The sequence below is a fragment of the Bacillus altitudinis genome (assembly GCF_001191605.1).
GTDB lineage: Bacteria > Bacillota > Bacilli > Bacillales > Bacillaceae > Bacillus > Bacillus altitudinis.
Window position 1 is genome coordinate 1,304,365 of record NZ_CP009108.1, and the last position, 26,349, is coordinate 1,330,713.

Sequence of the window (26,349 nt, forward strand, 5' to 3'; positions counted from 1 at the left end):
TTCTATGAATAAAAGATGACGGTGATGATCGTTGCACATGCGATACCCATGCTGATATAAAAACCAGCAAACCAGATATTCCATCGAGTGATTCGGTAAGGGTTGACCTTCATCAAATCGGCTAATAGGGAGACAGATACATTATATGGGCTAAACATGACCGTTGAGGTTCCAGCGATAATGAGCATGATGGCGATGGGAAGGGCAGGTAGTTCATGAATGACAGGTGCCATCAAGCTCACTAAGAGAGCAAGCGAAACGAGCGGGTGAAAACCGCAAAGAGCGGTGATGAGAAAATACAGCCCGATGACCCCATAAACCCAAATGGCATGATCTGATATACTGACGATAAATGCTTGAATCGGCTGCAGGCTGTTTGTGACAAGCAGCATATCGACAAAGAAGCCCGCGCTTAAAAATAGACACATATAATTGGAGAGCTGACGGGTTCGTTCTTTCCAATGGGGAATAGAGACAGCTACATATTGTTTTCGTTTTTTGATGATAGACGAGAATAATAGAGCGAAAGGAATAATCGTCAGCACAACAGCGAACAGATAACCTTTTCCAATCCAGGCGTCAACAAGCGAAACGACTGTCATAAAACTGAGCAGCATGAAAGCAAGCTGAAGGGTTTTTCTCTTGATGCGATGAGGGTTGGAGTGAGCTTCTGCCGGCTGGATGATATGCGGCAATCGTTTGCTTTGACGAGAAAACAGCAACCAATCCGTCAACAGCACAAGCACCATTAAACAAAAGGTAACGGGTGCAATCTGATAATATTTCAATTTGGTTGCATCAATGGTGACACTCACCAGTACTTCGACAGGACTCCAGCTAAGACATAGCGCATATGACCTTAAAAGATTGCGCGTATAAAGGTGCTGTTTGACTTGTTCCTGAAGGGCGTTCAGCGACGGTTTCAAGGATGTATATAATAAGGGAATCGTTGCGATATTTAAAAACATGCCAAGAACATGAGTGACAAATGAACTCTTGCGATAAAGCTGATTTGTACTTGTTGTATGTAAGGTAAGCAGTTTATTTAATTGAGTATCGAAATGTCCAACATGTATGAGAGAATGAATAAATGGCAACATGAAAAATAAAGAAAGCAAGCCTAGCATGGAATGAAAATGAAGGAAAAGCGTATGCAAAGGCTGTTCTGACCAGAAAAATAACACCAATCCAATCAAGAGAAACATAGCACCCGTTTTCAAATAAAGCCCACTTGCCTTCTTAAAGGAAATGATGAGCGAAGCAGCCGCCAGCAGACCAACCAAATAGGAGAGAATGGGAGCAGGGAATAGTTGATGAACGATGTATAAGCTAATAAGAAGTGTGAAAATGAGCAGGTAGATCATGATATCTCCTCCATCAAAACATCTATCGGTTTTATTCCGTACAGTGGAATTTGTTTTCTTTTAATGGAACATTTAAAATGGATTATAGCAAAATTGGTTAATCATGTCGATAAGAAATCAAAGGGGAAAAGGAGAAAGTGAACATGGCTGATAAAAAGTCAAAAGAAGAATCAGGATTGCGTACCGTTCAGCGCGCTTTGGATATTCTTTCTTGCTTTAGCGAAGAACGTCAAGAGCTGACGCTAACGGACATTTCAAAAGAGATGAACTTAGCAATGTCTACCACAACGAGACTGCTCAAGGCACTTGAAATGAATCATTTTGTGGAAAAGAACCAAGAGACGATGAAGTACCGGCTCGGTCAAAGACTTTATCTTCTCGGTTATATTGCTGGGAAGTCCATCAAATTGAGGGAACTGGCAAAACCGCTCATGTACACACTTCGTGATGAAACAAAGGAAACCGTCAACCTGTATGTGCTCGATCACAAAAGCAGAGTATGTATTGAACAAGCCGAAGGGCTGCAATCGATTCGGCATCTTGTGAAAATCGGTGAGAAGCTGCCGTTATACGCTGGTGCTGGTGGAAAGGTGCTGCTTGCTTTCCAAAGCGAAGAGTTTCAACAGCAAGTTTTCGCGTCTGAGGCTGATCACATGACGATGGAGGAATGGCAAAAAGAATGTCTTCATATTCTTGAAACGCATACCGCTTGCAGTATTGATGAACGGGAAGTCGGATCGGCGGCAGTGGCGGCACCGATCTTTAACATTCATGGGGAGGTGCAGGCATGTTTATCCATCTCTGGACCGACCCAACGATTTACTGAAGATGTCATCCCTCAATTGCAGCAAAAAGTGAAAGAGCATGCCGAGAAGCTCTCCGAACAGCTCGGTTACGTCGTCAAACACAATTTTTAAGAATGCCTATCTTTTCTCAGTCCATTTATCATATAATAGAAACATTATGTAGCATTCCTTGTCGTAAGGAGGACGTGTCACGAACATGAAAAACAATAGAGAGATTCCTGTGAGACAGCGAAATATTGTCCTCATTGGCTTTATGGGCGTTGGGAAAACAACCATTGGGCAGCTGGTTGCCAAAAAGTTATATAGAGATTTTATTGATGTTGATCAGGAGATTGAGAAAAAGTACAACATGACGATTCCAGAAATGTTTCAGCAAAAAGGAGAAGCGTTCTTCAGGCAGGCTGAAAAGGACTATATCGTCGATTTATGTGAACATACTCAGCTAAAGATCGTGTCTCTTGGAGGCGGTGCGTTTAAACAGGAAGAAATCAAACGATCTTGCTTAAAGCATTGTACGGTTCTTTTCCTTGACCTATCTTGGGAGAATTGGAAGCAGCGGCTGGATATTTTAATTGAAAACCGTCCTGTTCTTCATAACCGCACGCTTGACGAGATGAAAGAGCTGTTTGAAGAGCGCCGGGAAATTTATTCCCTTCATAACTCAAGAGTGGAAACAGATCATCTAGAAGCTGAAGAAGTCGCCAATTATATTGTCGACACACTCAAGCTTGGCTGGGATCTATATTCTAAATAAAAAGTCTACCGCTTTAGGGTAGACTTTTTTCTATAGGATCAGTGTTTGATCCCTTGAAGCAGTGCGGCTTTTAGGCAAAAGGATATTGGCTGACGATGTTCGTCGAATTGCAGTTGAAACAGCTGTTTCGTTTCATCGTCTGCAGCATGAAGGTGGGCAACGATTTCCTTTTGAACATTTTCTGGTGTATGTCCTCGTATGATCCAGTCCTGATAATCAATATGCATATCCCAGTAACGGATATCTTCTTTCGTCAGATGGTTGTCAGCGAAAAGCTCTTTCCATTCTGATAACGAGCTTTCTCGCACATGGGAGGGATCTCTCAGTCTATTTAAATGATTAATAAAGTCATCCTGTGCTTGGTTTTCAGGTGCATAATGATCGACAAGTAGAAATTTGCCGCCTTTCTTTAAGACTCGGCTGATTTCAGACATGGCTGCCGGGAGATGTGGGAAGTGATGAGCAGCAAATCGGCATGTGACGAGATCAAATGATGCATCAGAAAAGGGCAATGCGTCTGCGGATGCCTGCTCAAACGTAATGTGGTTCAGCTGGCGCTCATCCGCAAGTGCTGTAGCAACCTCGATCATTTTGTGTGTGACATCAATCCCGATTCCTTTAGAGATGACGTCTGAAAAGGAAAACACGGTATGACCTGCCGCGCAGCCGATATCAAGTAGATGCTCATCGCCCTTTGCCTTCGCCGCCGTTTTCATCCATTCAAGTTCTTTTCCAGCTGAAAAGATGGGTGAATCTCGGTAGTTCTCTGCATTTTGTGAGAATTGTTTCTCGGCTTTTGAATATGGATTCATTCCTTTACCCCCTTTTTGTTGTTTCTTTATCGTAGGGTTCTTCCCGTGATTTGTCTAAGACATAAAAGATATGATATGAATAGTTAAAACCTATGAGGTGAGAGAAGTGGATATACGAATGATGGAATATGTCATGGAAGTGTACCGGCAGCAAAGCTTTACAAAAGCAGCGGAAAAACTTCACATTGCACAGCCCTCGTTAAGTCAGCAAATTAAAAAACTTGAGGAGGAATTAGATACTCCTCTGTTTATTCGGAAGTATGGACAGGTCACTCCTACACCTCAAGGAAACCGATTGATCAAAAGAGCAGAAACCATTTTGAAGGAACGAGATGATTTATTGCGTGAGATGGGAGAAGCTGCTTATGAGGTAGGGAAAGAACTGATGATCGGTGCGCCAGCTGTCACAGGGGGATATGTCCTACCAAGTTTATTAAAAACCTATTGTCAAACGTATCCGCACGTTCACGTTCATTTGATAGAAGAATCGCCTCGTGAGCTAGAAAGACGTTTACTCGCTGGGAAACTGGATCTGGCGATTCTTTCTCTGCCTGTCGAGCATGAATCATTGAAAACAAAACAAATGCTGACAGAGCCGCTTCTCCTCGCCATTCCGCAAACGGCTCAACCGTGGTTGACGGATGAACTCAATGAAATCATCAATCAAGCGGATCAAGAAGGGTCTGTCCCGTTTCACCTTCTGGAAAACGCCCCATTTATTATGCTGAAAGAGGGATATGGCTTTCGGCAAGTGGTCATGGAACTGTGCCGTCATCATGGCTTTCGGCCGAGGATTGCATTTGAAACAAGTCATATTCAAACAGCTCAGGCATTGGTTGAAAATGAGCTAGGTGTGACGGTGGTGCCGAAAATGGTGGCACAAGAGGAAAGGAAAGAAGTCACTTATTTACACATTGATTCATGCCCAACCCGCACACTTGTGTTTGCATATGTGGAAGAAAGATATTTAACGAAAGCCGCTCAAGCCTTCATGGACCTTCAACAGAATCAAGGAAAAGCTTAAACAAACGTTTAATTAAACGCAAAAAGCAGGGGAGTCCCCTGCTTTTACCTTTTTTCAGCGTGATAGAAAACCTTTGCAGTTTAGGAAGGACGAGTACCGACGCGGAGCGAATTTGACATTCGTGAGCACCGGCACGCAGGACTGACACCGAATGCGAGGGTTTGTCTACACGCTGAAAGCAGGGGAGTCCCCTGCTTTCTAATATAAATCCAGCCGCTGATCTGTCATGACGGGGATTTGTTGTCTCACTTCATCTACGAGCTGAAGATCAATGTTTGCATAATAAATGTCTTCTTCATCATTTGTCTCAAGCAGAATGCGTCCGAGCGGGTCAATCACCATGGAGTGACCAGGGAATTCAGTGTCTCTGCTTGTGCCCGTCCGGTTCACCGCAATCACAAATGACTGATTCTCAATGGCTCTTGCGATGAGCAGACTGCGCCAATGGTCCACTCTTGCTGACGGCCATTGAGCGGTATTAACAAGCACCTTCGCCCCTTTGTTCACGAGCGTTCTAGAAAGCTGAGGGAAGCGGAGGTCATAGCAGATCATGGTGCCAATCTTGACATCTTCATTATAGTTAAATAAACCAAGCTGATGACCGGCGGTTAAATAGTTGTGTTCATCCATTAAGCGGAATAAATGAATTTTATCATAATCTAACAAAAGCTCACCTTGACGGTTAAAGACATACATTGTATTGGTGATGTTTTCATCTTCTGTCCTCTTATTTAAAACACTGCCTGCGATGAGATACACTTGGTGCTGACGAGCAAAGGAAGAGAAGAGTTGTTTTGTTCGCTCGCCATCTGCATCGGCAAGCTCATCCGCTTGTTCTAACGCATAGCCGGTATTCCACATTTCAGGTAGAATAATCAAATCAGGCTGTTGGCGGATGGCTTCTTCTAAACATGCTTCTGCTTTCTGAAAGTTTACATCAGGTTCTCCTATTTGTACGTCCATTTGAATCAGGGCGATGTTCATGTCGGTCGTCCTCCTTTATTCGTTTCATGCAATGAATGGTTCGGGTGATATTGCCTGAAGCATCTAGTCTTCAAGCCAGTTTCTTTATCATAAAGCTTTCCGCTATCTTTGCCAATAGAAATGTCAGAAGGTTTTGTTAAATGACTTTCTCAATCAAGAAATGAGTGGTATGATACTCATAACTAATAAAACAAAGGGGAATAGTATGATATGCAATTGTTCGATTTATCACTAGAAGAGCTAAAGAAATATAAACCAAAGAAAACAGCACGTCCTGATTTCTCAGACTTTTGGAAGAAATCGCTCGAAGAACTGCACCAAGTGGAGGCAGAGCCAACACTTGAATCTTATGACTATCCAGTGAAAGGCGTCAAGGTGTACCGCCTGACGTATCAAAGCTTTGGACATTCTAAAATTGAAGGCTTTTATGCTGTGCCTGATCAAACTGGTCCGCATCCAGCGCTCGTTCGTTTTCATGGCTATAATGCCAGCTATGACGGCGGCATTCACGACATCGTCAACTGGGCGCTGCATGGCTATGCGACGTTTGGAATGCTTGTCCGTGGTCAAGGTGGCAGTGAAGACACATCAGTGACGCCAGGCGGGCATGCATTAGGGTGGATGACAAAAGGCATTTTATCGAAGGATACGTACTATTATCGAGGTGTTTATCTAGATGCTGTTCGTGCACTCGAAGTCATTCAGTCTTTCCCCGAAGTAGATGAACACCGTATCGGCGTGATCGGTGGAAGTCAGGGGGGTGCATTAGCGATTGCGGCCGCAGCCCTTTCAGACATTCCAAAAGTCGTTGTGGCAGACTATCCATACTTATCAAATTTTGAGCGTGCAGTTGATGTTGCCTTGGAGCAGCCTTATTTAGAAATCAATTCATACTTTCGCAGAAACAGTGATCCGAAAGTGGAGGAAAAGGCATTTGAGACATTAAGTTACTTTGATTTAATCAATTTAGCCGGCTGGGTGAAACAGCCAACATTGATGGCGATCGGTCTGATTGATCAAGTGACACCGCCATCCACCGTGTTTGCGGCATACAATCATTTAGAAACAGATAAAGAGCTGAAAGTGTACCGATATTATGGGCACGAGTTTATTCCTGCTTTTCAAACAGAGAAGCTGTCCTTTTTACAAAAGCATTTGCTTCTATCAACATAAGAGCATGACAAAGAGCTAAAATCACATTCATTTTAGCTCTTTGTCTTTTTCAGCTATTGGAGCTTTCAGCTTAATAACTGGTGTTCTGTCTTGTTTTTTCATCAGGTACTAATGCTGTAACGATCAGGGCAAGGGCTGTGATGATGTGAAGGATGAATCCGAGAATCGGAATCCATGCAAGGCAGGATGTGACAATTCCAATGATACTTCCGATCATTGGTCCCTGGTCTCGCTTCGATAAGACGAGTGTGATAATATGCAGAATAAGCATGACCATGAGCGGTGAATAGCCATTGCTGATAACGAATAGACCTCCGATCACAGGGATAGCAAGGCAAGCTTCAAAAATCCCAGTGATCCATTTCATAATGCGAGATATAGACATCAGATCCAACTCCTTTTTCATATATGTCTTATTCGTATTTTCCCAAAAGGTGAAGAAGTCATGCAGAATTCTATAGAAAGAGTTGATGGACACTTGAGAGAGAGAATTAAGGAAGAGCTGAAAATCATTGAAAAAACGTATGACATCAAGATTTGTCTCGCCGTTGAATCGGGCAGCAGGGCATGGGGATTTCCTTCAACTGACAGTGATTATGATGTTCGCTTTTTATACGTTCCCCGGAAAGAATGGTATTGGGCGATGGAAGAGCATCGTGATGTCATTGAACGGCCAATTGATGACATGCTTGATATAAGCGGCTGGGAGCTGCGAAAGGCGTTGCGTTTATTCAATAAATCGAATCCATCCATTATGGAATGGCTGTCTTCTGACATCATTTATGCTGAATCCTTCTCTCTAGCCAAGCAGCTAAGAGAATTAAAGGATCGAGCGTTTTACCCTGCGGCTTTGATGTATCATTACCTCAATATGGCGAAGCGGAATGAAAGCCGGCATTTACGAGGAGAGCAGGTGCGAATCAAGAAGTATTTCTATGTGCTTCGTCCGCTGCTTGCCTGTCAGTGGATTGAACGTTATCGAACAGTTCCACCAATGGACTTTCATGAATTACTCAAGGAGCTAGTGGAGGAAGGCCCGCTGTTAACAGAAATTCACGAACTGCTCAAACGTAAAATGGACGGAGAAGAAATGGATGTAGAGAACCGTCTCGCTCATGTCCATCCATTTATTGATCAAGAGCTGGTGCGTTTTGATGAATTGGTGAAAAGCTACAATCAGCCGAAAGACAATCTGATGCAAGAATTAAATGAGCTTTTGCAGTCTACCCTTGATGAGGTGTGGGCGTAAGCATGAAAGAGCCAGCCGGTTAGCGGTAGGCTCTTTTTTATCTCTTATTGTGATAAAACCACAAAAAAAGTCAGAATTTTTGTCATCTTCAAATATTGTAGCGGACAGCTCATGAGCCTTACAATAAAGACATAGCTTACAAAGAGTGGGAGGTGCCCTTTATGGAGTCGGTCACAAGAAATTTCTTCTTGTTTTTGTCAAAGAGCAGTCTCTTGAACCATATTGCTCGTAATTGGGGAAGTGCTGTTGCATCAAAGAAAATCATCGGTGGGAAGGATTTTGAGAGCGCTATCCCTGTCATCAAACGATTAAATGATCAAGGTATGGCCGTAACGGTCGATCACCTCGGTGAGTTTGTCACAAAGGCAGAGATTGCAAATGAGCGGACGAATGAGTGTATTCAAACCATTCAGCGAATTGCAGAGGCGGGACTCAATTCCCACGTATCACTTAAAATGACATCGCTTGGCTTAGATATTGACGATGATCTCGTGTATCGCAATATGAAAAGCATTTTAGATACGGCAGAGAAACACCGTATTATGGTGACAATTGATATGGAGGATGAACAGCGCTGTCAAAAAACGCTGGACATTTTTAAAGAAATGAAATCTCAATATGAGTATGTCAGTACGGTTTTGCAGGCGTATTTGTACAGAACAGAACAAGATCTTGATGACCTAAATGAGTTGCAGCCATTTTTAAGACTTGTAAAGGGTGCCTATAAGGAATCCGCCGAAGTGGCGTATCCAAACAAAAAAGACGTCGATCAGAATTACAAGAAGCTGATCGAAAAGCAGTTACTCTCAGGGAATTATACAGCCATTGCGACACATGACGATCAAATGATCGAATTTACGAAACATATTGTGAAAAAACACAATATACAGACAGATCAGTTCGAATTTCAAATGCTGTATGGCATGAGATCAGAAACGCAGCAAGCACTCGTGAAGGAAGGCTATCAAATGAGGGTCTACACCCCGTATGGACGAGAGTGGTATGGCTACTACATGAGACGTCTTGCAGAACGACCGGCAAATATTGCATTTGCTTTAAAAGGGATGACGAGAAAATAATTTGAAACGGGAGCGTGACAAAGATGACAACACCTTACAAGCATGAACCATTCACGGATTTTAGCCAGGAAGAAAATCGCCAAGCGTTTGAACAAGCATTAGCCAAAGTAACAGAATCACTTGGGCAAACTTATCCGCTTGTGATTAATGGAGAAAGAATCGAAACAACAGACAAGATTGTCTCGATCAATCCGGCGAAGAAGGAAGAAGTCGTGGGTACCGTATCAAAAGCTGGGAAAGAAGAGGCAGAGCAAGCGATTCAAGCTGCAGCAAAAGCGTTTGAAACATGGCGCTACACGTCTCCAGAAGAAAGAGCAGGCGTCTTATTCCGCGCTGCGGCAAGCATTCGCCGTAAAAAGCATGAGTATTCAGCTCTTCTCGTTAAAGAAGCAGGGAAGCCTTGGAATGAAGCGGATGCAGATACAGCAGAAGCCATTGACTTCCTAGAGTATTATGCCCGTCAAATGCTAGAGCTTGCGAAAGGCAAACCGGTGAACAGCCGCGAAGGGGAACGCAATCAATATGTGTACACACCAACTGGCGTGACGCTTGTCATTCCACCATGGAACTTCTTGTTTGCGATCATGGCAGGGACAACCGTTGCACCAATCGTCACAGGGAATACAGTCGTATTAAAGCCAGCAAGTGCGACGCCTGTCATTGCTGCCCGCTTTGTAGAAGAACTGGAGCAAGCAGGTCTGCCGAAAGGTGTTGTCAACTTCGTGCCAGGTAGCGGAGCAGAAGTTGGAGATTACTTAGTAGATCATCCGAAAACAAGCCTTATTACATTCACTGGATCAAGAGAAGTGGGCACACGTATTTTTGAACGTGCGGCAAAAGTACAGCCAGGACAACAGCATTTAAAGCGTGTCATTGCTGAAATGGGCGGTAAGGATACAGTCGTTGTAGATGAGGATGCAGATGTTGAATTAGCGGCTAACGCCATTTTCACATCAGCCTTCGGATTCTCAGGTCAAAAATGTTCAGCTGGATCTCGGGCAGTCGTCCACGAGAAACTGTATGACCAAGTCGTTGAGCGAGTGAAGGAAATCACAGAAACGAAAACAACAGCGAATCCGTTATCAGCTGATGTGTACATGGGACCTGTCATTGATCAAGCTTCCTTTGACAAGATCACAGAATATATCGAGATTGGCAAGCAAGAAGGCCGTCTAGTCACTGGCGGAACAAGTGATGATTCAGAAGGGTACTTCATTCATCCAACCGTGTTTGCAGATCTAGAGCCAACATCTCGTTTAATGCAAGAAGAAATCTTTGGACCTGTCCTAGCTTTCTCAAAAGTCTCAAGCTTTGATGAGGCGCTTGAAGTAGCCAACAACACAGAATATGGGCTAACCGGTGCGGTCATTACAAATAATCGTGATCACATCAACCGTGCGAAGCAGGAGTTCCATGTCGGGAACCTTTACTTTAACCGTAACTGTACGGGAGCGATTGTGGGATACCACCCATTTGGCGGCTTTAAAATGTCAGGAACTGATTCAAAAGCAGGCGGACCAGATTATCTTGCTCTGCACATGCAGGCCAAAACGATCAGCGAAATGTTTTAATATGGAAAAGCATGAACTCGTGCAGGCGAGTTCATGCTTTTTTTACCTGTCTACGACTTGTTTCTATACAAATATGACTGGAAAGAAGTATGATAAATGTATCACTTATTCAGGGAGCAATCGGGATGGAAGAGATATTAGAAAAGCTTCATACATTTTTTGATGTCGATAAATTAATTGCATTTATTAGTGGTTATTTAAAGAAACCAGTCATTTTAGAAAGTACTGAATGTCAGCTGCTTGCTTATAATTCTTACAGCATCCAGCAGTTCGACCCAGTCAATCAGCAAACCATTTTCTCAAAGGAATGTCCGGGTGCTGTGGTGGATTGGTTAAAAAAAACAGGGGTCATTGAGCAGCTATATACAGATTCAAATCCTTTTTATGTGAATGGTCATGAGGAGCTCGGGTTTAATCGACGAGTAGCTGTGAGCGCCAAGCACAAGCAAGAGGTTGTCGGCTTTATTTGGGTGCAGGACATTGAAGATTCTCTCTCTCAAGAGGAGCTGCAATTTTTACACGAGGCATCGTTTCAAGTTGGAAAAGTCATTTATAAAAATAAGAAACAGTTGGAGAAAAAAGAAGGCAAGATTGAAGAGTTCTTCAAAAAGGTCATGGATGATCATTTTTATACAGAAGAAGAGCTGAAATGGGAAGCTGAGAATTTAAGCATACCACTGCCAGCTGTCTTTACTGTGATGGTTGTTCATGCCGCCGATAACAAAAGTGAGACGGCAGAAGATGTGAAGGATATGATTAGAACCTATTTACAGCTAGAAGACAAGGTCAATCATGTCTACTCTGTGCAAGCAGACATCGTCGTGATATTAGGCAGTTTGTCAGATCGCCACTCACCAAAAGCGACCGCTGCGGATGTCGTCGCCCATCTTCAATCGAAAACGCATACACACCCATCTCCTTTATATATTGGGATGGGAAGAGAATATCGAGATGTCATGAAAATGAGCACAAGTCGATTTGAAGCGATAGAAGTCGTGAAAGCAGTGAAGATTGTCGGCGGACAGGAATTGATTCCATACGATTACGAGCATTTGGGGGTCTTCCGGTTCTTAGACTCGATTTACAGTCACCAAAAAAAGAAAAACGACTTTAATCCAGATTTGTTGCGCCTAAAGGAAAAAGACCGTGACAGCCAAACATCATTTTTAAAAACCTTAGAGGTCTACTTATTGAATAATTGCAAGCTAAAACCAGCTGCAGAGCAGTTGTTTATTCATCAAAATACACTAAACTATCGAATGAAACAAATTTTTGAAATGACGTCTATTGATTTAAGTCATTTTAGCCAGCGATGTGAGTTATTTATTGAATTGATGCTGATGAAAAAAGATCAATAGGCGTGGACTCCGCAGGTGCAAAGGATGACCTGCGGATTTTTATGCGAGATCATAAAATGGCATACAATTGCCTTATTTCGTTGTATGATAGATAAAGATTTTATGAGGAAAGTGAAAGGAGGGCCACCTTTGGGATCAGTCACCTTGGCCATTTTGATTTTCATCATGACCCTCGTCCTTGTCATTTGGCAGCCAGGACGTTTAACCATTGGATGGTCAGCGTGCGGGGGAGCGATTCTTGCTCTTGCTTTTGGGGTCGTTCATTTGGGCGATGTATGGGAAGTTACCCAAATTGTCTGGAACGCCACCTTTGCATTTATTGGAATTATCATCATTTCATTGATTTTAGATGAAATTGGTTTTTTTGAATGGGCGGCACTTCATATGGCAAAAGCCGCAAGAGGGAACGGGGTCCGCATGTTTATTTATTTAACATTGCTCGGCGCTGTGGTAGCAGCTTTTTTTGCCAATGATGGAGCGGCACTTATCTTAACCCCGATCGTTTTATCTGTGGTCAGAGCGCTGAAGCTGGATGAGCGTATGATCCTGCCATTTGTCATGGCAAGCGGCTTTATTGCAGATACGACGTCTCTGCCATTTGTCATTAGTAACTTGGTCAATATCGTATCAGCCGATTATTTTCATATTGGCTTTCTTGAATATACAGCAAACATGTTCGTCCCAAACCTTGTATCGCTTGGCGCTAGTATGCTTGTGCTGTATGTGTTTTATCGGAAACTCATCCCGAAAACGTACGATGTTTCGCAGGCGAAGGAACCAGCTTCGGCCATTCGTGATCTGCGCATGTTCCGGTTATCTTGGTATGTGTTAGGATGCTTGCTTGTTGGATATTTTGCTGGGGAATTGGCAGGCATTCCGGTGTCAATCATTGTAGGCGGCATTGCCATTGCTTTCTTATGGCTGGCGAAACGGAGTCCACAAGTGGCGACAAAACGAGTCGTCAAAGAAGCACCTTGGTCGATTGTGTTTTTCTCTATCGGCATGTATGTCGTGGTGTATGGGCTGAAAAATGTCGGCCTGACAGAAATTTTAGCGGCGTGGATTGAACAGGGGGCGTCACACGGTTTACTTGCGGGAACGATGTTTATGGGGATCCTGGCAGCAGTGCTATCTTCTGTCATGAACAATCTCCCAACCGTTTTAATTGATGCGATTGCCATCGGTCACACAGATACAGCAGGTGTGATGAGAGATGCACTGATTTATGCCAACGTCATCGGCTCAAACCTTGGCCCGAAAATGACCCCAATCGGTTCATTGGCGACATTGCTGTGGCTTCATGTCTTGAAGAAAAAAGGTGTGCATATTTCTTGGGGGGCATACATGAAAGCTGGAATCATTCTAACCATACCGACGCTGATCATCACGTTATTGGGGTTGTATGTGTGGTTATGGCTGATACATTAAAAAGCAGATCCCATGGATCTCAGCGCATAGACAAACCCTCGCATTCTTTGTCAGTCCTGCGTGCTGGTGCTCACGAATGTCAAATTCGCTCCGTGCCAGTACTCGTCCTTCCTAGACTGCAAAGGTTTTCTATCACGCTGAAAAGAAAACAAAGGGCTAAAATCAAGTTCATTTTAGCCCTTTGTTAACAATCTGAGCAGATCCCATGGATCTGTTTTTTGTTGTTATAGATATTTTGCATAGCGTTTTTCCAAAAAGTCTTGGAGCAATGAGACCACACTGCATATGCCCCAGTAAATCAAGGCAACCAATATATACATGGTCATATAATCGAATTCTCTTCCGCCCACAATTTTTGCTTGCTGGAAGAGTTCGGGCACAGTAATCATTGCCGCTAGTGAGGAAGCTTTGATTAAATCAAGCATGACGTTGGTCAGGGGCGGTAGTGCAATGCGCACGGATTGAGGCAAAATGACTCCGCGCATCGTTTGCCAATAGCTGAGACCAAGTGATTTGGCGGCTTCCACTTGACCACTTGGAACAGAGGAGAGGGCCGCCCGGTTAATTTCGGCAATGTATGCAGCACTATTGAAGCTGAATCCAATAATAGCAGCAGTGACAGCTGTAAATTCAATGCCGATGTAAGGGAATCCGAAATAAAGGATAAACAAAATGACCAGAATGGGAACCCCTCGCATGAATGAAATATACAGCCGTGCAGGCAGCCGAAGGAACCATGTATTTGCCATTCTAGCAAGGGCAATAAAAAAGCCAAGAATCGTACCAAAAAACATGCTCACAAAAGAAATGAGCAGCGTCAGCCAGATGCCTTTCATCACAAACGGAAATGACGCTTTTGCCAGTGCAGGATTAAAGATATATTCTAAATGAATATCTCCCACGGCTGCGGCTCCTTATTTAGAAATGTCGACATCTTCGACATCAACATCAATTTTCTTTGAGACGTCAGCATGATTAAAGAATTTCTCCGAAATCTTTTTCATGGTTCCGTCTTTTTTCATCTCTTTTAATACACGATTTAATTCTTTTTGAAGCTCTGTATTGTCTTTTTTCATCACAAACCCTTGTTCATTCGGCATGTATTTTAAGTCTGGATGGATCGTAATATTTAGCTTAGGGAATGCAGCAAGCGCCAGTGTTTGCAAGTAGTAGTCATTTAAAATGACATCTGTACGGCCGTTTGCAACATCCTTTAAATATTGCTCGTTTGTGGCATTATCATAGATGACTTCTTTTGCACCATACTTACGGGCAACATCCATATAAATGGTCGTTGCAGCACCTGCTGCTTTCTTTCCTTTTAAATCCTTTAGCGTTTTAATACCTGACAGATCATCTTTTCTGACGATAGCGGTTCCATATGAGTATTTATAAGGTGTTGAAAAGGCGAACTTATCTTTCCTGTCATCTGTGATGTCGATATCGTTTGCAGCGGCATCCACCTGACCTGAATTAATGGCACTGAGCATACCGTCATAACCCATTTCTTTAAATTCTACTTTTACGTCAAGGCGCTTAAATGCTTCTTTGACGACTTCCACTTCATAGCCAGTCAATTGATCCTTGCCGTTCGATGTATCATGGTAAGACGTAGGATACAAGGTGCCTGAAGTAGCGACCACGATTTTCCCTTTCTTTTGAATCTGATCCCACTTTGATTCTCCAGACTGAGATGAGCCTGATTGATTGCAAGCAGACATGACAAGCATGAGAGCAGACACAACAAGCAGCACCCATATAGGTTTTCTATGATAAAAACGACTCATTTAAGAATCCTCCTCTATTTTTTATACAAAACAAAACATAGCACGCTTTTTCAGTTAGGACAACGTTTTCAGATGAAAAGCGAAAAAGTAAGAATATTATGTGCAATTTGATGGGGTGAATAATGTATAAAAAAGGAAAGAGTGCGCAAATTAAAATCGAATAAAGGAGGGAACGACAGAGATGAAAAAAACAAGTGGTTTGATCATACTAACGATGGTGCTATTATTTGGGTTTCAGGTGAATACGGCTCATGGAGAAACACCCCAAATGGAAAAGCGCCCCGTCACGCATCAAGTAAAATTAACGACAGAGCAACAAAAACAAATTGAAGTACTTGAACAGCAAATTTTGTCTAAACGAAAAGAAGTGATCGAAAAATACGTTCAGTATGGTGTGTTAACGAAGGAACAAGGCACGCACATCACAAAACGAATGGATGAACATTACAATCACTTAAAAAATAACGGGTTTGTTCCATTACTAAAAAAACCACAGCACCATCGACCATAAGTTCAAGAAAACCGGCAGCAAGGTGCCGGTTTTTATTGTTTATGTGTTAAAAGGTCAGCGTCTCACCATCTTGAGGGACAAAAATGGCCTGATCTGCATGATTCTCTTGAATGTAAGATGTTAATGCGGCTCTTGTTAATAAACAATGATTCACGGCTTCAAGGTGACAGGCGATGATTTGAGCTTGTGGTTGAGAATGGTGAATGTCTACAATCTCTTCCTTTGTCATCGTAATTGGATCTCCCTCTAAAAATTGGGCAGCCCCACTATTGACCACAATAATATCTGGCTGACATGTATTCACAACCTCTTTCGGCTCATCACACCAAATGGTATCTCCTGCAATATAAAGAGTAGGCTCATCAGGATGAGAGAAAACAAAACCGCTCACTTGTCCCATCCGTTTAGCGGTTTCTCCTGTCCCGTGCTGCCCGCCAGTTCGTTTGATATGAACACCGCAAACATCCATTTCATCTTCAATGCATGTAACATGCTGAAATCCAGCTTCTTTTACTTCCGTGCGATCTTTCTCTGATTGAGTATAGATCGGCAAAGTTTGAGCTAATCTCTTTTTTGCCTCGTCGTCAAAGTGATCTACATGTAAATGAGTGAGCAGGACAGCATCCGGCTGTAATATCTTGTCCAAATCAATGTTTGCAGGCAGCTCAACAATTGGATTGTTTGCATGTTGATTGGCAGTATGCGGGAACGGTGGATAGGTTCCTTTTGCTGCTAAAAAGGGATCGATTAAAAATGTTGACGGACCATATTGAAGGTATAAAGTAGCATTACGAATGAGTGTTATTTTCATTAGAAAGGCCTCCTTTTTTTCTCATTAAGTTTACAGTATATTAAAAGAGCCTCATGTGACAGAGGATCATGAAAGTCTTTCAGCGGAACGACTTGATTTTTGAAAGAGGTGAGCCAATGCTAGACAAAACAGATATGGATATATTAAAAGAACTCTCAAAGAATAGTCGATTGACGATGAAAGCACTTGGTGAAAAAGTCCATTTAACCGGTCAAGCTGCTAAAAATAGAGTTTTAAAGCTTGAAGAAGAGGGGATTATTGAAGCCTATACCATTTCAATTAACTGGCGGACACAACAGAACATCCAAACATTTTTACAGCTCTTTACCCGAAGTCATGATCATGAACCGCTTTTATCGTTTCTCCATCAAAAGGAAGAAATCAAAAACCTGTTTAAAATTAGTGGAGAGGGCTGTTATATGGCTGAAGGACATTTCTCCAGTCATGATGAGCTTGATCAATTTTTAACGGAGCTAACAAAGCATGCAAATTATAAATTGTCTATCGCTGTGAAACGTCTCACTCATCAAGAATAGATGAGGCGCAGGAGGAAATAACCGATGAAAAGATTAATTGAACATCAGGCTGAACCAATCACAAAGGAAAGAATCAAAGCGGATTTGGTTCAACTCGGTGTGAGGCAGGGCATGACCTTATGTGTCCACTCATCCTTGTCATCTATTGGCTGGGTGAATGGAGGGGCCATAGCAGTTATCCAAGCTATGATGGATATTTTAACAGATGAAGGAACACTGATTATGCCGGCACAAACATTAGAGCTGTCTGATCCTGCTGATTGGATCAATCCGCCTGTTCCTTATTCTTGGTGGAAACCGATCAAAGACACGATGCCTGCATTTGATCCGGCTTACACAGCTCCAACAGCAATGGGAAAGGTAGCGGAGACCTTTTGGAAATACCCAGGCGTAGAAAGAAGCAATCATCCTCATTTCTCATTCACCGCCTGGGGGAAAAGGAAACATGAAGTGTTGAACCACCATGCGCTTCCTTATGGTTTAGGAGAAAATTCACCTCTTGGACGTATGTACGATCTTGATGCAAAAGTGCTGCTAATTGGCACGTCATTCGAAAGTGTGACAGCTTTTCACTTAGCTGAATATCGAATCCCACAGCAAGACCTCATGACACGAGGGGCCCCCATTTTAGAGAATGGTTGGAGGGTGTGGAAAGAGTATCAAGATATCATCACAAGAGAAGAACTATTTGAACAGATTGGTCGTGACTTTTTACAATCAGAATGTCGTTATAACCACAGTCAAATCGGGCTAGCCAATTCGTATTTATTGCCGATGAGAGAATCAGTCGATTTTGCAGAAAAATGGCTTGAGCAGTACGACCAGGCGTGATCTAAGCAGTCTGAAAATCAAAATAATAGAGATCTTGATCAGGGTGCTCAGATATATAGCAGGTGAGCTGATAGTCTCCTTTTGGAATGGAGAAAGACAGTACCTGTGCCATGACGCTTGTTAGATAAACATGATCACTTGAATGAGTAAATGGCACTGTGATGACTCTATCAACGGATGATGGAGGCTCATGGCTGTTTAATGTCACGATAATAGAAGCCTTTCCGTTATTGATGCCTTCAAAAGAAATACCTCGATCCCCAGTTGCGAATCCTTGAAGAATATCGTCATCTGTCCAATCAATCACAGGTGGCGTCGTGCTTCCAGTGTATACGGTGATTTGGTGATAGGAGATAGATAGGGGATACATTTGATTTAAATCATTCATATAGATTAACTCCTTTATTCATAAAATTTGTCCAGCTGGCGATCATGTTGAAAAGTGAATGTTTGAAAGTATGATAATTGAAGAGAATGTTAGGCAGCAAGACGATTGTCGCCGTCTTGCGCTACTGTTTGAGGGATCTAGATGTGAAATTGCGAAACCATTTCTTTTAGGTCTCCTGCTAAATGGGCAAGAGCCTCTGATGAAGCTGTTACTTCTTCCATTGCTGCAAATTGTTCTTCTGTTAAACCTGCTACTTGTTGTGAATGTTCACTCGTCAGTTTAACGCCTTCTGTGATAGAGGCAAAGGTCTGCTTCGCATCATTTGTATAAGCTGCGATTTTTTGGGATGCATCTGATAAATGTTGAATGCCATCTGCCATTTCCTTCATTGACTGCTGAATGTCAATAAATGAATCCTCTGTATGAGAAATAAGAACAGCCCCTTGAGCCGCTTCCTCTCGTACTCGTTTAATGGCACTCGTCGAATGATTCATCTCTTTTTGTATTTCGGAAATGAGATGTGAAATCATGTTGGATGATGTTTGCGATTCTTCTGCGAGTTTCCTCACTTCGTCTGCCACAACGGCAAAACCTTTTCCATGTTCACCTGCGCGTGCTGCCTCAATGGCCGCATTAAGAGCAAGTAGATTAGTTTGGTTAGCGATATCTGTAATCACTTTGGAAATTTGATCAATCTCGGCTGAACGTGTTTCTAGCGCTTGAATTGCTGTACCGTTCTCTTCAATTGATTTTGCAATAGATGTCATTTGTGAATTGACTTCACCGATATTTTGTACACCTTTTTGGGCCATTTCTTGTGCGGATTGGCTTCTTGTTGCCATTTGTCCCGCATTTTCAGTGATGTTTACTAGCTCGTTAGATACTTGTCTCATCGTGTGCTCACTAGCTGTCATTTGGGCTGATTGCTGTTCAGACGATTGAGCGACTTCTTGAATGGTATGGGTAATTTTTTCTGATGCTGCACTCGTTTCTTCTGCGCTAGCTGACAGCTCCTCAGAAGAGGTGGCTACTAATTCAGATGTTTTGATCACATTTAAAATGGTTTGATTTAATTTCTCACGCATCTTATTAAAGTGACCTGCCAGCTCAGAAAGTTCATCGCCTGTGTGATCTGTCACGTTGATGGTTAAATTTCCTTCGCCTGCACTCTTAATAGCAGATGCCATATGTTTGAGACGTGTCTGAATCCGCTTTGTGAAAATAGAAATAATGATAACAGAAACAATTAAACTTAACAGTAGAACCGTGACAAATTGAATAAAGAAAGACTGAAGCATTTGTGAAATCATGCTTTGATTTGCACCGGTATAGAAAATACCAATCGTTTCCCCTGTATCATTTTTGATGGGCATATAAGCCGTTTGGTAGTCTTTCCCGGCAACATTGGCTGTTCCGTAATAATTCTCGTCTTTATCCAAAACAGCGGCCTTTACTTCAGGTGAGACTTCGGTTCCTACAGCTCGTTTCCCGTTTAACATGACATTTGTGGCAACACGGGTATTTCCTTGGAAAATCGTGATTGTATCACCAGTATATTCGGCTAATTGATCAACCAATGTGTCATGGTTATTGATTTGAGTATTTCCTTTGTAAAGCTTGCCATCTTTTATCTGCCACGAGCCAGCAACCTTTTCAGTTAGGTAAGCGTATCCTAGCTTTAGATCGCCTTTTGCTTTTTCGGTGGCCATTTGCTTAATGTTCTCTGTCATTTCGCGGTTCACTACATAACCAACCACTGCTGAAAATACGATGAGGACACTTAAAAAGATCAGCATTATTTTGGCGCCAAGCCTCAGTTTTCCTTTTTTCTTCATGCTTTTTACTCCTTTAGGTATAAGGTAGGGTATCCCTCCTTAAAGATTATCGGCATGAAAAAAATGTTTGATATACGTGAATGCACTTACACAGAAATTTTTGTTATGAAAAAAGGAAAGATCGTGCTACTCGATAATAAATTGGATTCTTGTGCCATCAGGATCATCTGATAATTGATGACTTACCCAAGAGCCTGCCCCCCTATTATCCGAAGGACGTACATATTTGACAGAAGCCCCTGCTCCACCTTCTTTACACATCGCCATTGGCCATTCATCACGATCATAACCACGCTTTGTTGGAATGCCATGAAGTGATTTGTCTCTTTGCTCATCACTATTTTTTCGATCAATGGTGCAAATGGAAGAATGACCTTCGTCAATAGCTTCTTCTATGTGCTTCGCGGTTTCTGGATATCGATCTGATGGAAAGTGAATGGTTTTGTCATAAGAAGAGTTTGTCGTCTCTTGTTTATGTTGCCCTAGTTGGACATAGCCTGTCGCTATACCAATGACAATCAATAAAAGCAAGAGAATGGTTTTAAGAAGTTTCATAGATGCTAGCTCTCTTTCTCTTTAGCGTATTTTGTAAACAGAAGTATAGCAGAATTACTTACCAATTTCTCCTCGTTTTGAAAAAACGTCTTTTAAAGTTCGAAAAACGTTTTTTACCTGTTTATGCTCTTTTCCTCGTTGTACAAACTCATAAAAATTTAATTTTGCTGCTCAAAAAACATATATGCTGATGCAAAATGGCTTTATGATTGGTTTTTAGGCTAATTTCAAGATTTTAACACACAGAAATTTCAAAAAAATAAAATTGACTAGACCGATATGCTTTAATAATATGGAGTCAAATATCAAAAAATGTCGTAATTTATCAAAATATGATTCCAATTACATTGCAGGAGGGAAGTACAAATGGCGGATGTCTCTTATCGGCTCGGAATAGACATAGGTGGAACATTTACTGATTTATCGCTGATGAATGAAGCGACAGGGGAGCTGACTGAACTCAAGACACCTACAGTGACAGATGACCCAGCTCAAGGAATTATCAATGGGCTGAAACTTCTAAAAGAAAGAGGTGTCGATTTATCCAAAATACAATATCTCGTACACGGGATGACAATCGGTCTTAATACATTATTGCAGAGAAAGGGAGCAGATTTAGCCCTTTTTGTAACGGAAGGTTTTCAAGACATTTTGTCATTACAGCGTTTACGTCTACCCATTCCTTATGACTTCAATTCTCAATTGCCAGAACCATTGATACCACGAAAACATGTATATCCAATCTCTGAAAGGCTCATACACGATGGTTCGATCAAAAAACCTCTCCAACTGCAGCAATTAGATGATGCTGTCCAGCAGGTCATGTCTAAAAAACTAGCAGGCATTGTCATTTCTTTTTTACATAGTTATCAGAATCCAGTTCATGAATTACAAGCTAAAGCCTATATTCATCACCATTACCCACAATTAGAAGTCCTGACGTCTTCTGAATTATGGCCACAAATGAGGGAATATGAGCGGACAGTGATGTCTGTTGTCAATTTGTACATTCAACCAAAGGTCAAACAATATTTACAAACATTGAAAAGCCGCTTGAAAGAAGAAGGTGTACCAATTTCTCCATACATTACCCAATCAAATGGTGGTTTAATGGATGCAGAAAGTGCAGCTACTTCACCCGTTAAAACACTTTTTTCTGGCCCGGCAGCTGGTGTAATTGGTGCAGCAAGAATTGCAACTTCTGCAAATGAACCCAATTTAATTACGTTTGATGTTGGTGGCACAAGTGCAGATATCTCGATCATTCAAAATGGGCAGCCTACAATGGCTCAATCGAATCAGCTTTCAGGATTTCCGATCATTCTTCCATCTGTTGCAATGTATTCGATAGGGGCTGGCGGAGGTTCTGTTGCATGGCTTGATCAAGGCGGGCTTCTTAAAGCAGGACCGGAATCAGTTGGCTCGCAGCCTGGACCTGCTTCGTATGGAAGGGGAAAAAAAGCTGCTTTAACCGATGCATTTCTCATATGCGGTTACCTCAATCAAGAACGGTTTGCCGGAGGACATTTACAATTGCAGCGGTCTGCAGCGGAAATAGCCTTTCAGCCAATTGCTGATCAGCTTCATAAAACGGTCGAACAGGCGGCTGACCAGTTGATTCAAGTGGCTGTTGCCAATATGTACACAGAACTAAGCAATGTCATGGAGCAGCAAGGGTTTGATCCTAGAGATTTTAGTTTGTTGGCATTTGGCGGGGCAGGACCTGTTGTCGCGAATTTCCTTGCGAGAGAAATTCATGCGAAAAATGTGGTCGTCCCTCCAAGTCCAGGAACATTATGTGCGCTAGGTGCACTTACAGCCGATTTTATCCATGATGCTGTGTTGTCTAAGAAAATCTGCTTACAAGACTATACGATGGACGAATTAAAACAAGATTATGAAATGCTTTCACGCAAAGCAACGGATTGGTTCAGCCAGCAAAACATTCAACATATCAAACAAACGTCCATTTTGTTATTAGCAGATGCCCGCTATCAAGGGCAGGCATTTGAGATTGAATTGCCATTATCGGTGGATTGGCTAAAGCAGGAACAAGACGTCTATCACCTGATTGAAGCTTTCCACAACCTGCATGAGCGTCAATATGGCCATAGAGATGATCAGGCGAACATTGAATTTACTCATTTGCGAGTTCGGGTTATAGGTGAAACACCTCCACTGCCTTTCTCTCCTGTTGATGAAAGCAGCGGACAGCCTTTAATACCACAATCATACAGACGAATCTTTATAGAAGAAAAAGAGTACGAAGCATCTGTTTACAATCGGAGTAATTTGTCATTAGGTGCTGTTGTGAAAGGACCTGCCATCATTGAGCAAGATGATACGACAACATTGATTTTGCCAAAATGGGCAGGCAGCATAGACCATTCAGGAAACTTGGTGATTTCAAGGGAGGCGGCTTTACATGGGAACTGATCCAGCAAAGCTTGAGATGATGAGGAGTTATTTTAATGCGATTGCATCAGGCATGGGACATGTCATTGAGCGGACATCCTTTACAACATTCGTAAAAGAATCGGCGGATTTTGCCACAGCATTAGCCACGCCTTCTGGAGATTTCTTTGTTTACCCAAAAACAGTCGGTGTCACGATCTTTTTAGGGCTGAGTCTCAAAAAAGCGATTGAAGAAAGCGGACCGATGCAGCCGGGTGACATTATCATCACAAATGATCCTTATACGACAGACGGTTTAGCGACTCATTTGCCAGATGTTCATATCATCAAACCTATTTTTATAGAAGATGAAATTGTCAGTTATGCCTGGTCTTTTGTTCATGTAAGTGATGTGGGAGGTCTTGTCCCTTCAAGCATTTCTCCAACTGCAACAGATGTTCATCAGGAAGGATTAAGAATTCCGCCAGTGAAAATCTATGAAGGTGGAAAAGAGAATCAGGTTGTTCGTACCTTTTTAAGAGCTAATAGCCGGGCGAGTCATTTAAATGATGGCGATATTAATGCGATGATTGCCGCTGTTAATACAGCAGAAATCAGATTAAAAGAAATGATCGAGAAATTTGGAAAAAACGAAGTGAAGCAAGGAATGATTGATCTGCTGAAGCAAGCAGAGGATCGCGCAGGAAAAGTCATTGAAGCCATCCCTGATGGAACGAGTGAATTCGCTGATTACTTGGATGATGATATGATTTCGGACGTGCCGATCCGATTAAAGATCAAGCTGACGGTCAAAGGGAAACAGCTGACACTGGACTTCTCTGAGTGTGACCCGCAAGTTAAGACAGCTTTTAATCTTGTCACCAATGGTCAAAAGCACTCCTTCTTATATCAAGGATTGATCAATTACATTATTAGTAAAGATCCTTTTATTCCGATTAATGGTGGGATTACGTATCCGATAGACGTGATTTCACCTAAAGGAACGCTTGTCCATCCAGAATATCCGGCTTCTGTCGGTATTCGGCATTCCATTACAATGAGATTGTATAATGTCGTGCTAGGTGCTATTGGTAAGCTGTTGCCTGAAGCAGTGCCGGCGGCAGGTGCAGGGCAATCCGCTATCGTCGTTCTCTCTGTTCCTGATGATCAAACAGGAGGCAGAAAAATGTCTGTGGTCGAACCGTTAGGCGGAGGCGGCGGTGCTCAAAAAGGGACTGATGGAGTAGATGGAATTGATCATTCGTCAGGATTTTTAAAAAATACACCCATTGAGAGCTTGGAACAGCATATTGATATTCATGTACACCGATATGAACTGCTGCCAAACACAGGTGGAGCAGGGGAACATAGAGGGGGACATGCAATTGGTTTAGAATTTGAAATGATCAAGCCAGAATCGATGGTGACGGCACGAGGAATGGAACGAATGAAGTTTCAACCTTGGGGGTTAATGGGCGGACGTGCAGGAGCAATTGGTGAGGTGAAATTGACCAAACCAAATGGGGAGACACAAAACCAGCCGAAAATTGATGTCATGCGTCTTGAAAAAGGCGATATTGTTCAATTGGTTTCACCAAGTGGAGGAGGATGGGGGAATCCATTTTCTAGAACGAAAGAAAAAGTCCTTCATGAAGTGGAAGCAGGGCTATTAAGTGAAGAAAGAGCACTTCAGCAATATGGCGTCAAAGTCTATCGAGATCATAATGAATGGAAAATTGATGACGAACAGACGAGCAGGCTTCGTGAAAAGATGAATGATGCTGATGCTGTCGCTTGGGATTTTGGAAAACAAAGAGCAGCTTATGAGAAAGTGTGGACGGACGAAGCCAGCAGTGAGCTTGCTGTGCAGCTTCGTTCATACCCAGCAAATGAGCGTACGCACTATAAACATGCGGTTCATTCTCATTTTAGTCATAGACAGGAACCATTAACAAAGATGGATATTATTCAAGCACTTCGTCAGTTGAATCAACAAAAAGGGGGAAATGAATCATGAAAAGAAGAGTAATCGCCATATTTGCAGGTGTCCTATCCGTCATGTTACTGCTGTCTGCATGCGGTGGAAATGGGCAGGACCAAAGTAAACAGCAGCAGACTGTGATCGTTGGTGTCTACGGAGGGGATTGGGAAAAGAATATTAAGCCAATCCTCGAAAAGTTTGAAAAGGATACAGGCATTAAAGTACAAACGGTCTCTGGGGCAGATTCTGAATGGTTTACAAAATTAAAAGCATCTAATGGTAAAAATCCACCGTATGATTTGCTTATTTTACAGCCTGATACGATTCAAAGAGGTATTGCGGCAAACGTTCTTGCGCCTATTGATGAAGATCAAGCACCGAATGTGAAAAAGCTATATCGTTCTGTTCAAAAGAAACTCACTGTTGATGGAAAACAATATGCAGCAGGCTTTAGTATGGGACAGCTTGGAATTGCTTATAGAAAAGATCTTGTCAAACAGGAGCCAAACAGCTGGACAGATTTATGGAGCGATCAGCTGAAAGGGAAAGTGGCGATTTCTTCCCCAACTTATTCAGCGGGCTTACAATTTTTCTCTGCACTTGTCCATGCTCAAGGAGGGACAGAATCAAATCCTAAGGATATTGATAAAGCATTTAAAAGCCTAGCACAATTAAAAGGGCGTGTAGCTGCTTTTCCTGATAACCCAGGGTCTATTCAAACGCTGTTAGAACGTGGTGACGTGACGGCAGTTCCATATTGGGATGGCCGAGCATTTGCACTTGAAGAAGAAGGGATGGATATTGGATTCTCATATCCGAAAGAAGGCGCTGTGGCAGCAGTTGCGAGCTGGGCGTTAACAAAGGGAAGTCAGCATGAGGAAGCGGCTTATAAGCTATTAAACTACCTTAGCGGGAAAGAAGCTCAAGAAGCCTTCTCAGAAAAATCTTACTATGGCATGTCGAATTCTGATGTGAAATACGGAGACAAAATTAAGGGAAAAGTGAAGGTTGGCGAAAATTATTATAGCAAGCTGACTTGGGTAGATTACGAAACAGCGACTTCAGAGCTCGGTCAATGGACAAATCGATGGAATGAAGTACTAGGCGGAGGAAAATAG

25 protein-coding genes are annotated in these 26,349 nt (G+C 42.4%); 15 read left to right on the top strand and 10 right to left on the bottom strand.

The window, feature by feature from the left end; all coding sequences use genetic code 11:
- Positions 1 to 2: 2 nt before the first annotated feature.
- Entirely contained in the window at positions 3 to 1,364 is a 1,362-nt protein-coding gene (locus tag ID12_RS06685; RefSeq protein WP_050826920.1) for a hypothetical protein, read from the bottom strand.
- A gap of 143 nt (positions 1,365 to 1,507) precedes the next feature.
- On the opposite strand from ID12_RS06685, the gene ID12_RS06690 reads away from it, so the two are divergent.
- Together ID12_RS06690 and ID12_RS06695 are read left to right on the top strand one after the other, a co-directional pair.
- On the top strand, positions 1,508 to 2,281 hold the full coding sequence (locus ID12_RS06690; protein WP_017358564.1) for an IclR family transcriptional regulator: 774 nt from the start codon (positions 1,508 to 1,510) through the stop codon (positions 2,279 to 2,281).
- A gap of 85 nt (positions 2,282 to 2,366) precedes the next feature.
- The gene (locus tag ID12_RS06695) at positions 2,367 to 2,924 is read left to right on the top strand and encodes a shikimate kinase (protein ID WP_007498270.1); all 558 of its coding nucleotides are present in this window, start codon (positions 2,367 to 2,369) and stop codon (positions 2,922 to 2,924) included.
- 38 nt (positions 2,925 to 2,962) lie between these two features.
- Here ID12_RS06695 and ID12_RS06700 read toward each other — a convergent pair whose 3' ends face one another.
- Complete coding sequence (locus tag ID12_RS06700) at positions 2,963 to 3,736, bottom strand: class I SAM-dependent methyltransferase (protein WP_050826921.1); 774 nt, start codon at positions 3,734 to 3,736, stop codon at positions 2,963 to 2,965.
- 118 nt (positions 3,737 to 3,854) lie between these two features.
- Between ID12_RS06700 and ID12_RS06705 the strand changes: the two genes are divergently transcribed.
- On the top strand, positions 3,855 to 4,760 hold the full coding sequence (locus ID12_RS06705; protein WP_050826922.1) for a LysR family transcriptional regulator: 906 nt from the start codon (positions 3,855 to 3,857) through the stop codon (positions 4,758 to 4,760).
- 198 nt (positions 4,761 to 4,958) lie between these two features.
- Here the strand turns inward: ID12_RS06705 and ID12_RS06710 are convergent, their stop codons facing one another.
- Entirely contained in the window at positions 4,959 to 5,744 is a 786-nt protein-coding gene (locus ID12_RS06710; RefSeq protein ID WP_050826923.1) for a carbon-nitrogen family hydrolase, read from the bottom strand.
- 210 nt (positions 5,745 to 5,954) lie between these two features.
- Between ID12_RS06710 and ID12_RS06715 the strand changes: the two genes are divergently transcribed.
- Entirely contained in the window at positions 5,955 to 6,917 is a 963-nt protein-coding gene (locus tag ID12_RS06715; RefSeq protein WP_050826924.1) for an acetylxylan esterase, read from the top strand.
- 70 nt (positions 6,918 to 6,987) lie between these two features.
- Here ID12_RS06715 and ID12_RS06720 read toward each other — a convergent pair whose 3' ends face one another.
- Positions 6,988 to 7,302, bottom strand: a complete 315-nt coding sequence (locus ID12_RS06720) for a hypothetical protein (RefSeq protein WP_008342068.1) — start codon at positions 7,300 to 7,302, stop codon at positions 6,988 to 6,990.
- A 60-nt stretch (positions 7,303 to 7,362) separates the two neighbouring features.
- Between ID12_RS06720 and ID12_RS06725 the strand changes: the two genes are divergently transcribed.
- The 5 genes from ID12_RS06725 (at position 7,363) to ID12_RS06745 (ending at position 13,602) form a co-directional block, all read left to right on the top strand.
- Positions 7,363 to 8,166, top strand: a complete 804-nt coding sequence (locus ID12_RS06725; RefSeq protein ID WP_080987776.1) for a nucleotidyltransferase domain-containing protein — start codon at positions 7,363 to 7,365, stop codon at positions 8,164 to 8,166.
- 161 nt (positions 8,167 to 8,327) lie between these two features.
- The gene (locus tag ID12_RS06730; protein ID WP_007498256.1) at positions 8,328 to 9,245 is read left to right on the top strand and encodes a proline dehydrogenase family protein; all 918 of its coding nucleotides are present in this window, start codon (positions 8,328 to 8,330) and stop codon (positions 9,243 to 9,245) included.
- Between the two features lie 23 nt (positions 9,246 to 9,268).
- Positions 9,269 to 10,816 carry an L-glutamate gamma-semialdehyde dehydrogenase gene (pruA, locus tag ID12_RS06735; protein WP_007498254.1) on the top strand — a complete coding sequence of 516 codons (1,548 nt, stop codon included), beginning with the start codon at positions 9,269 to 9,271 and terminating at the stop codon, positions 10,814 to 10,816.
- 125 nt (positions 10,817 to 10,941) lie between these two features.
- A complete protein-coding gene (locus ID12_RS06740; protein ID WP_008342058.1) occupies positions 10,942 to 12,174 on the top strand; it encodes a PucR family transcriptional regulator in 1,233 nt (410 codons plus the stop codon).
- 129 nt (positions 12,175 to 12,303) lie between these two features.
- Entirely contained in the window at positions 12,304 to 13,602 is a 1,299-nt protein-coding gene (locus ID12_RS06745; protein WP_050826925.1) for an arsenic transporter, read from the top strand.
- A 224-nt stretch (positions 13,603 to 13,826) separates the two neighbouring features.
- On the opposite strand, the gene ID12_RS06750 is transcribed toward ID12_RS06745, so the two are convergent.
- Together ID12_RS06750 and ID12_RS06755 are read right to left on the bottom strand one after the other, a co-directional pair.
- Positions 13,827 to 14,504, bottom strand: coding sequence for an amino acid ABC transporter permease (locus tag ID12_RS06750; RefSeq protein ID WP_008347854.1), 678 nt, complete (start codon positions 14,502 to 14,504; stop codon positions 13,827 to 13,829).
- A 12-nt stretch (positions 14,505 to 14,516) separates the two neighbouring features.
- Positions 14,517 to 15,332, bottom strand: coding sequence for a transporter substrate-binding domain-containing protein (locus ID12_RS06755; protein ID WP_370529221.1), 816 nt, complete (start codon positions 15,330 to 15,332; stop codon positions 14,517 to 14,519).
- 238 nt (positions 15,333 to 15,570) lie between these two features.
- Between ID12_RS06755 and ID12_RS06760 the strand changes: the two genes are divergently transcribed.
- Positions 15,571 to 15,900, top strand: a complete 330-nt coding sequence (locus ID12_RS06760) for a YckD family protein (RefSeq protein WP_017366586.1) — start codon at positions 15,571 to 15,573, stop codon at positions 15,898 to 15,900.
- Between the two features lie 46 nt (positions 15,901 to 15,946).
- Here the strand turns inward: ID12_RS06760 and ID12_RS06765 are convergent, their stop codons facing one another.
- Positions 15,947 to 16,711: an MBL fold metallo-hydrolase gene (locus ID12_RS06765; protein WP_050826926.1), complete on the bottom strand. Its 765-nt coding sequence runs from the start codon at positions 16,709 to 16,711 to the stop codon at positions 15,947 to 15,949.
- Between the two features lie 116 nt (positions 16,712 to 16,827).
- On the opposite strand from ID12_RS06765, the gene ID12_RS06770 reads away from it, so the two are divergent.
- Both ID12_RS06770 and ID12_RS06775 read left to right on the top strand, forming a co-directional pair.
- Entirely contained in the window at positions 16,828 to 17,247 is a 420-nt protein-coding gene (locus ID12_RS06770) for an Lrp/AsnC family transcriptional regulator (protein ID WP_026050043.1), read from the top strand.
- 24 nt (positions 17,248 to 17,271) lie between these two features.
- On the top strand, positions 17,272 to 18,078 hold the full coding sequence (locus ID12_RS06775; protein ID WP_050826927.1) for an AAC(3) family N-acetyltransferase: 807 nt from the start codon (positions 17,272 to 17,274) through the stop codon (positions 18,076 to 18,078).
- 1 nt (position 18,079) lies between these two features.
- Here ID12_RS06775 and comJ read toward each other — a convergent pair whose 3' ends face one another.
- From comJ to ID12_RS06790, 3 genes are all read right to left on the bottom strand, one after another.
- Positions 18,080 to 18,466: a competence protein ComJ gene (gene comJ / locus ID12_RS06780; RefSeq protein ID WP_050826928.1), complete on the bottom strand. Its 387-nt coding sequence runs from the start codon at positions 18,464 to 18,466 to the stop codon at positions 18,080 to 18,082.
- 137 nt (positions 18,467 to 18,603) lie between these two features.
- Positions 18,604 to 20,301 (bottom strand): methyl-accepting chemotaxis protein, encoded by a 1,698-nt coding sequence (locus tag ID12_RS06785; protein WP_048002413.1) that lies wholly within the window; start codon positions 20,299 to 20,301, stop codon positions 18,604 to 18,606.
- 126 nt (positions 20,302 to 20,427) lie between these two features.
- Positions 20,428 to 20,856 (bottom strand): NucA/NucB deoxyribonuclease domain-containing protein, encoded by a 429-nt coding sequence (locus ID12_RS06790; RefSeq protein ID WP_007498233.1) that lies wholly within the window; start codon positions 20,854 to 20,856, stop codon positions 20,428 to 20,430.
- Positions 20,857 to 21,222: 366 nt separating this feature from the next.
- Between ID12_RS06790 and ID12_RS06800 the strand changes: the two genes are divergently transcribed.
- The 3 genes from ID12_RS06800 to ID12_RS06810 are packed head-to-tail and all read left to right on the top strand — an operon-like array spanning position 21,223 to position 26,349.
- Entirely contained in the window at positions 21,223 to 23,292 is a 2,070-nt protein-coding gene (locus ID12_RS06800; RefSeq protein WP_050826929.1) for a hydantoinase/oxoprolinase family protein, read from the top strand.
- Positions 23,282 to 25,267, top strand: a complete 1,986-nt coding sequence (locus tag ID12_RS06805) for a hydantoinase B/oxoprolinase family protein (protein WP_050826930.1) — start codon at positions 23,282 to 23,284, stop codon at positions 25,265 to 25,267. Before ID12_RS06800 ends, ID12_RS06805 begins: the two co-directional genes overlap by 11 nt.
- On the top strand, positions 25,264 to 26,349 hold the full coding sequence (locus tag ID12_RS06810; protein WP_017358546.1) for an ABC transporter substrate-binding protein: 1,086 nt from the start codon (positions 25,264 to 25,266) through the stop codon (positions 26,347 to 26,349). Before ID12_RS06805 ends, ID12_RS06810 begins: the two co-directional genes overlap by 4 nt.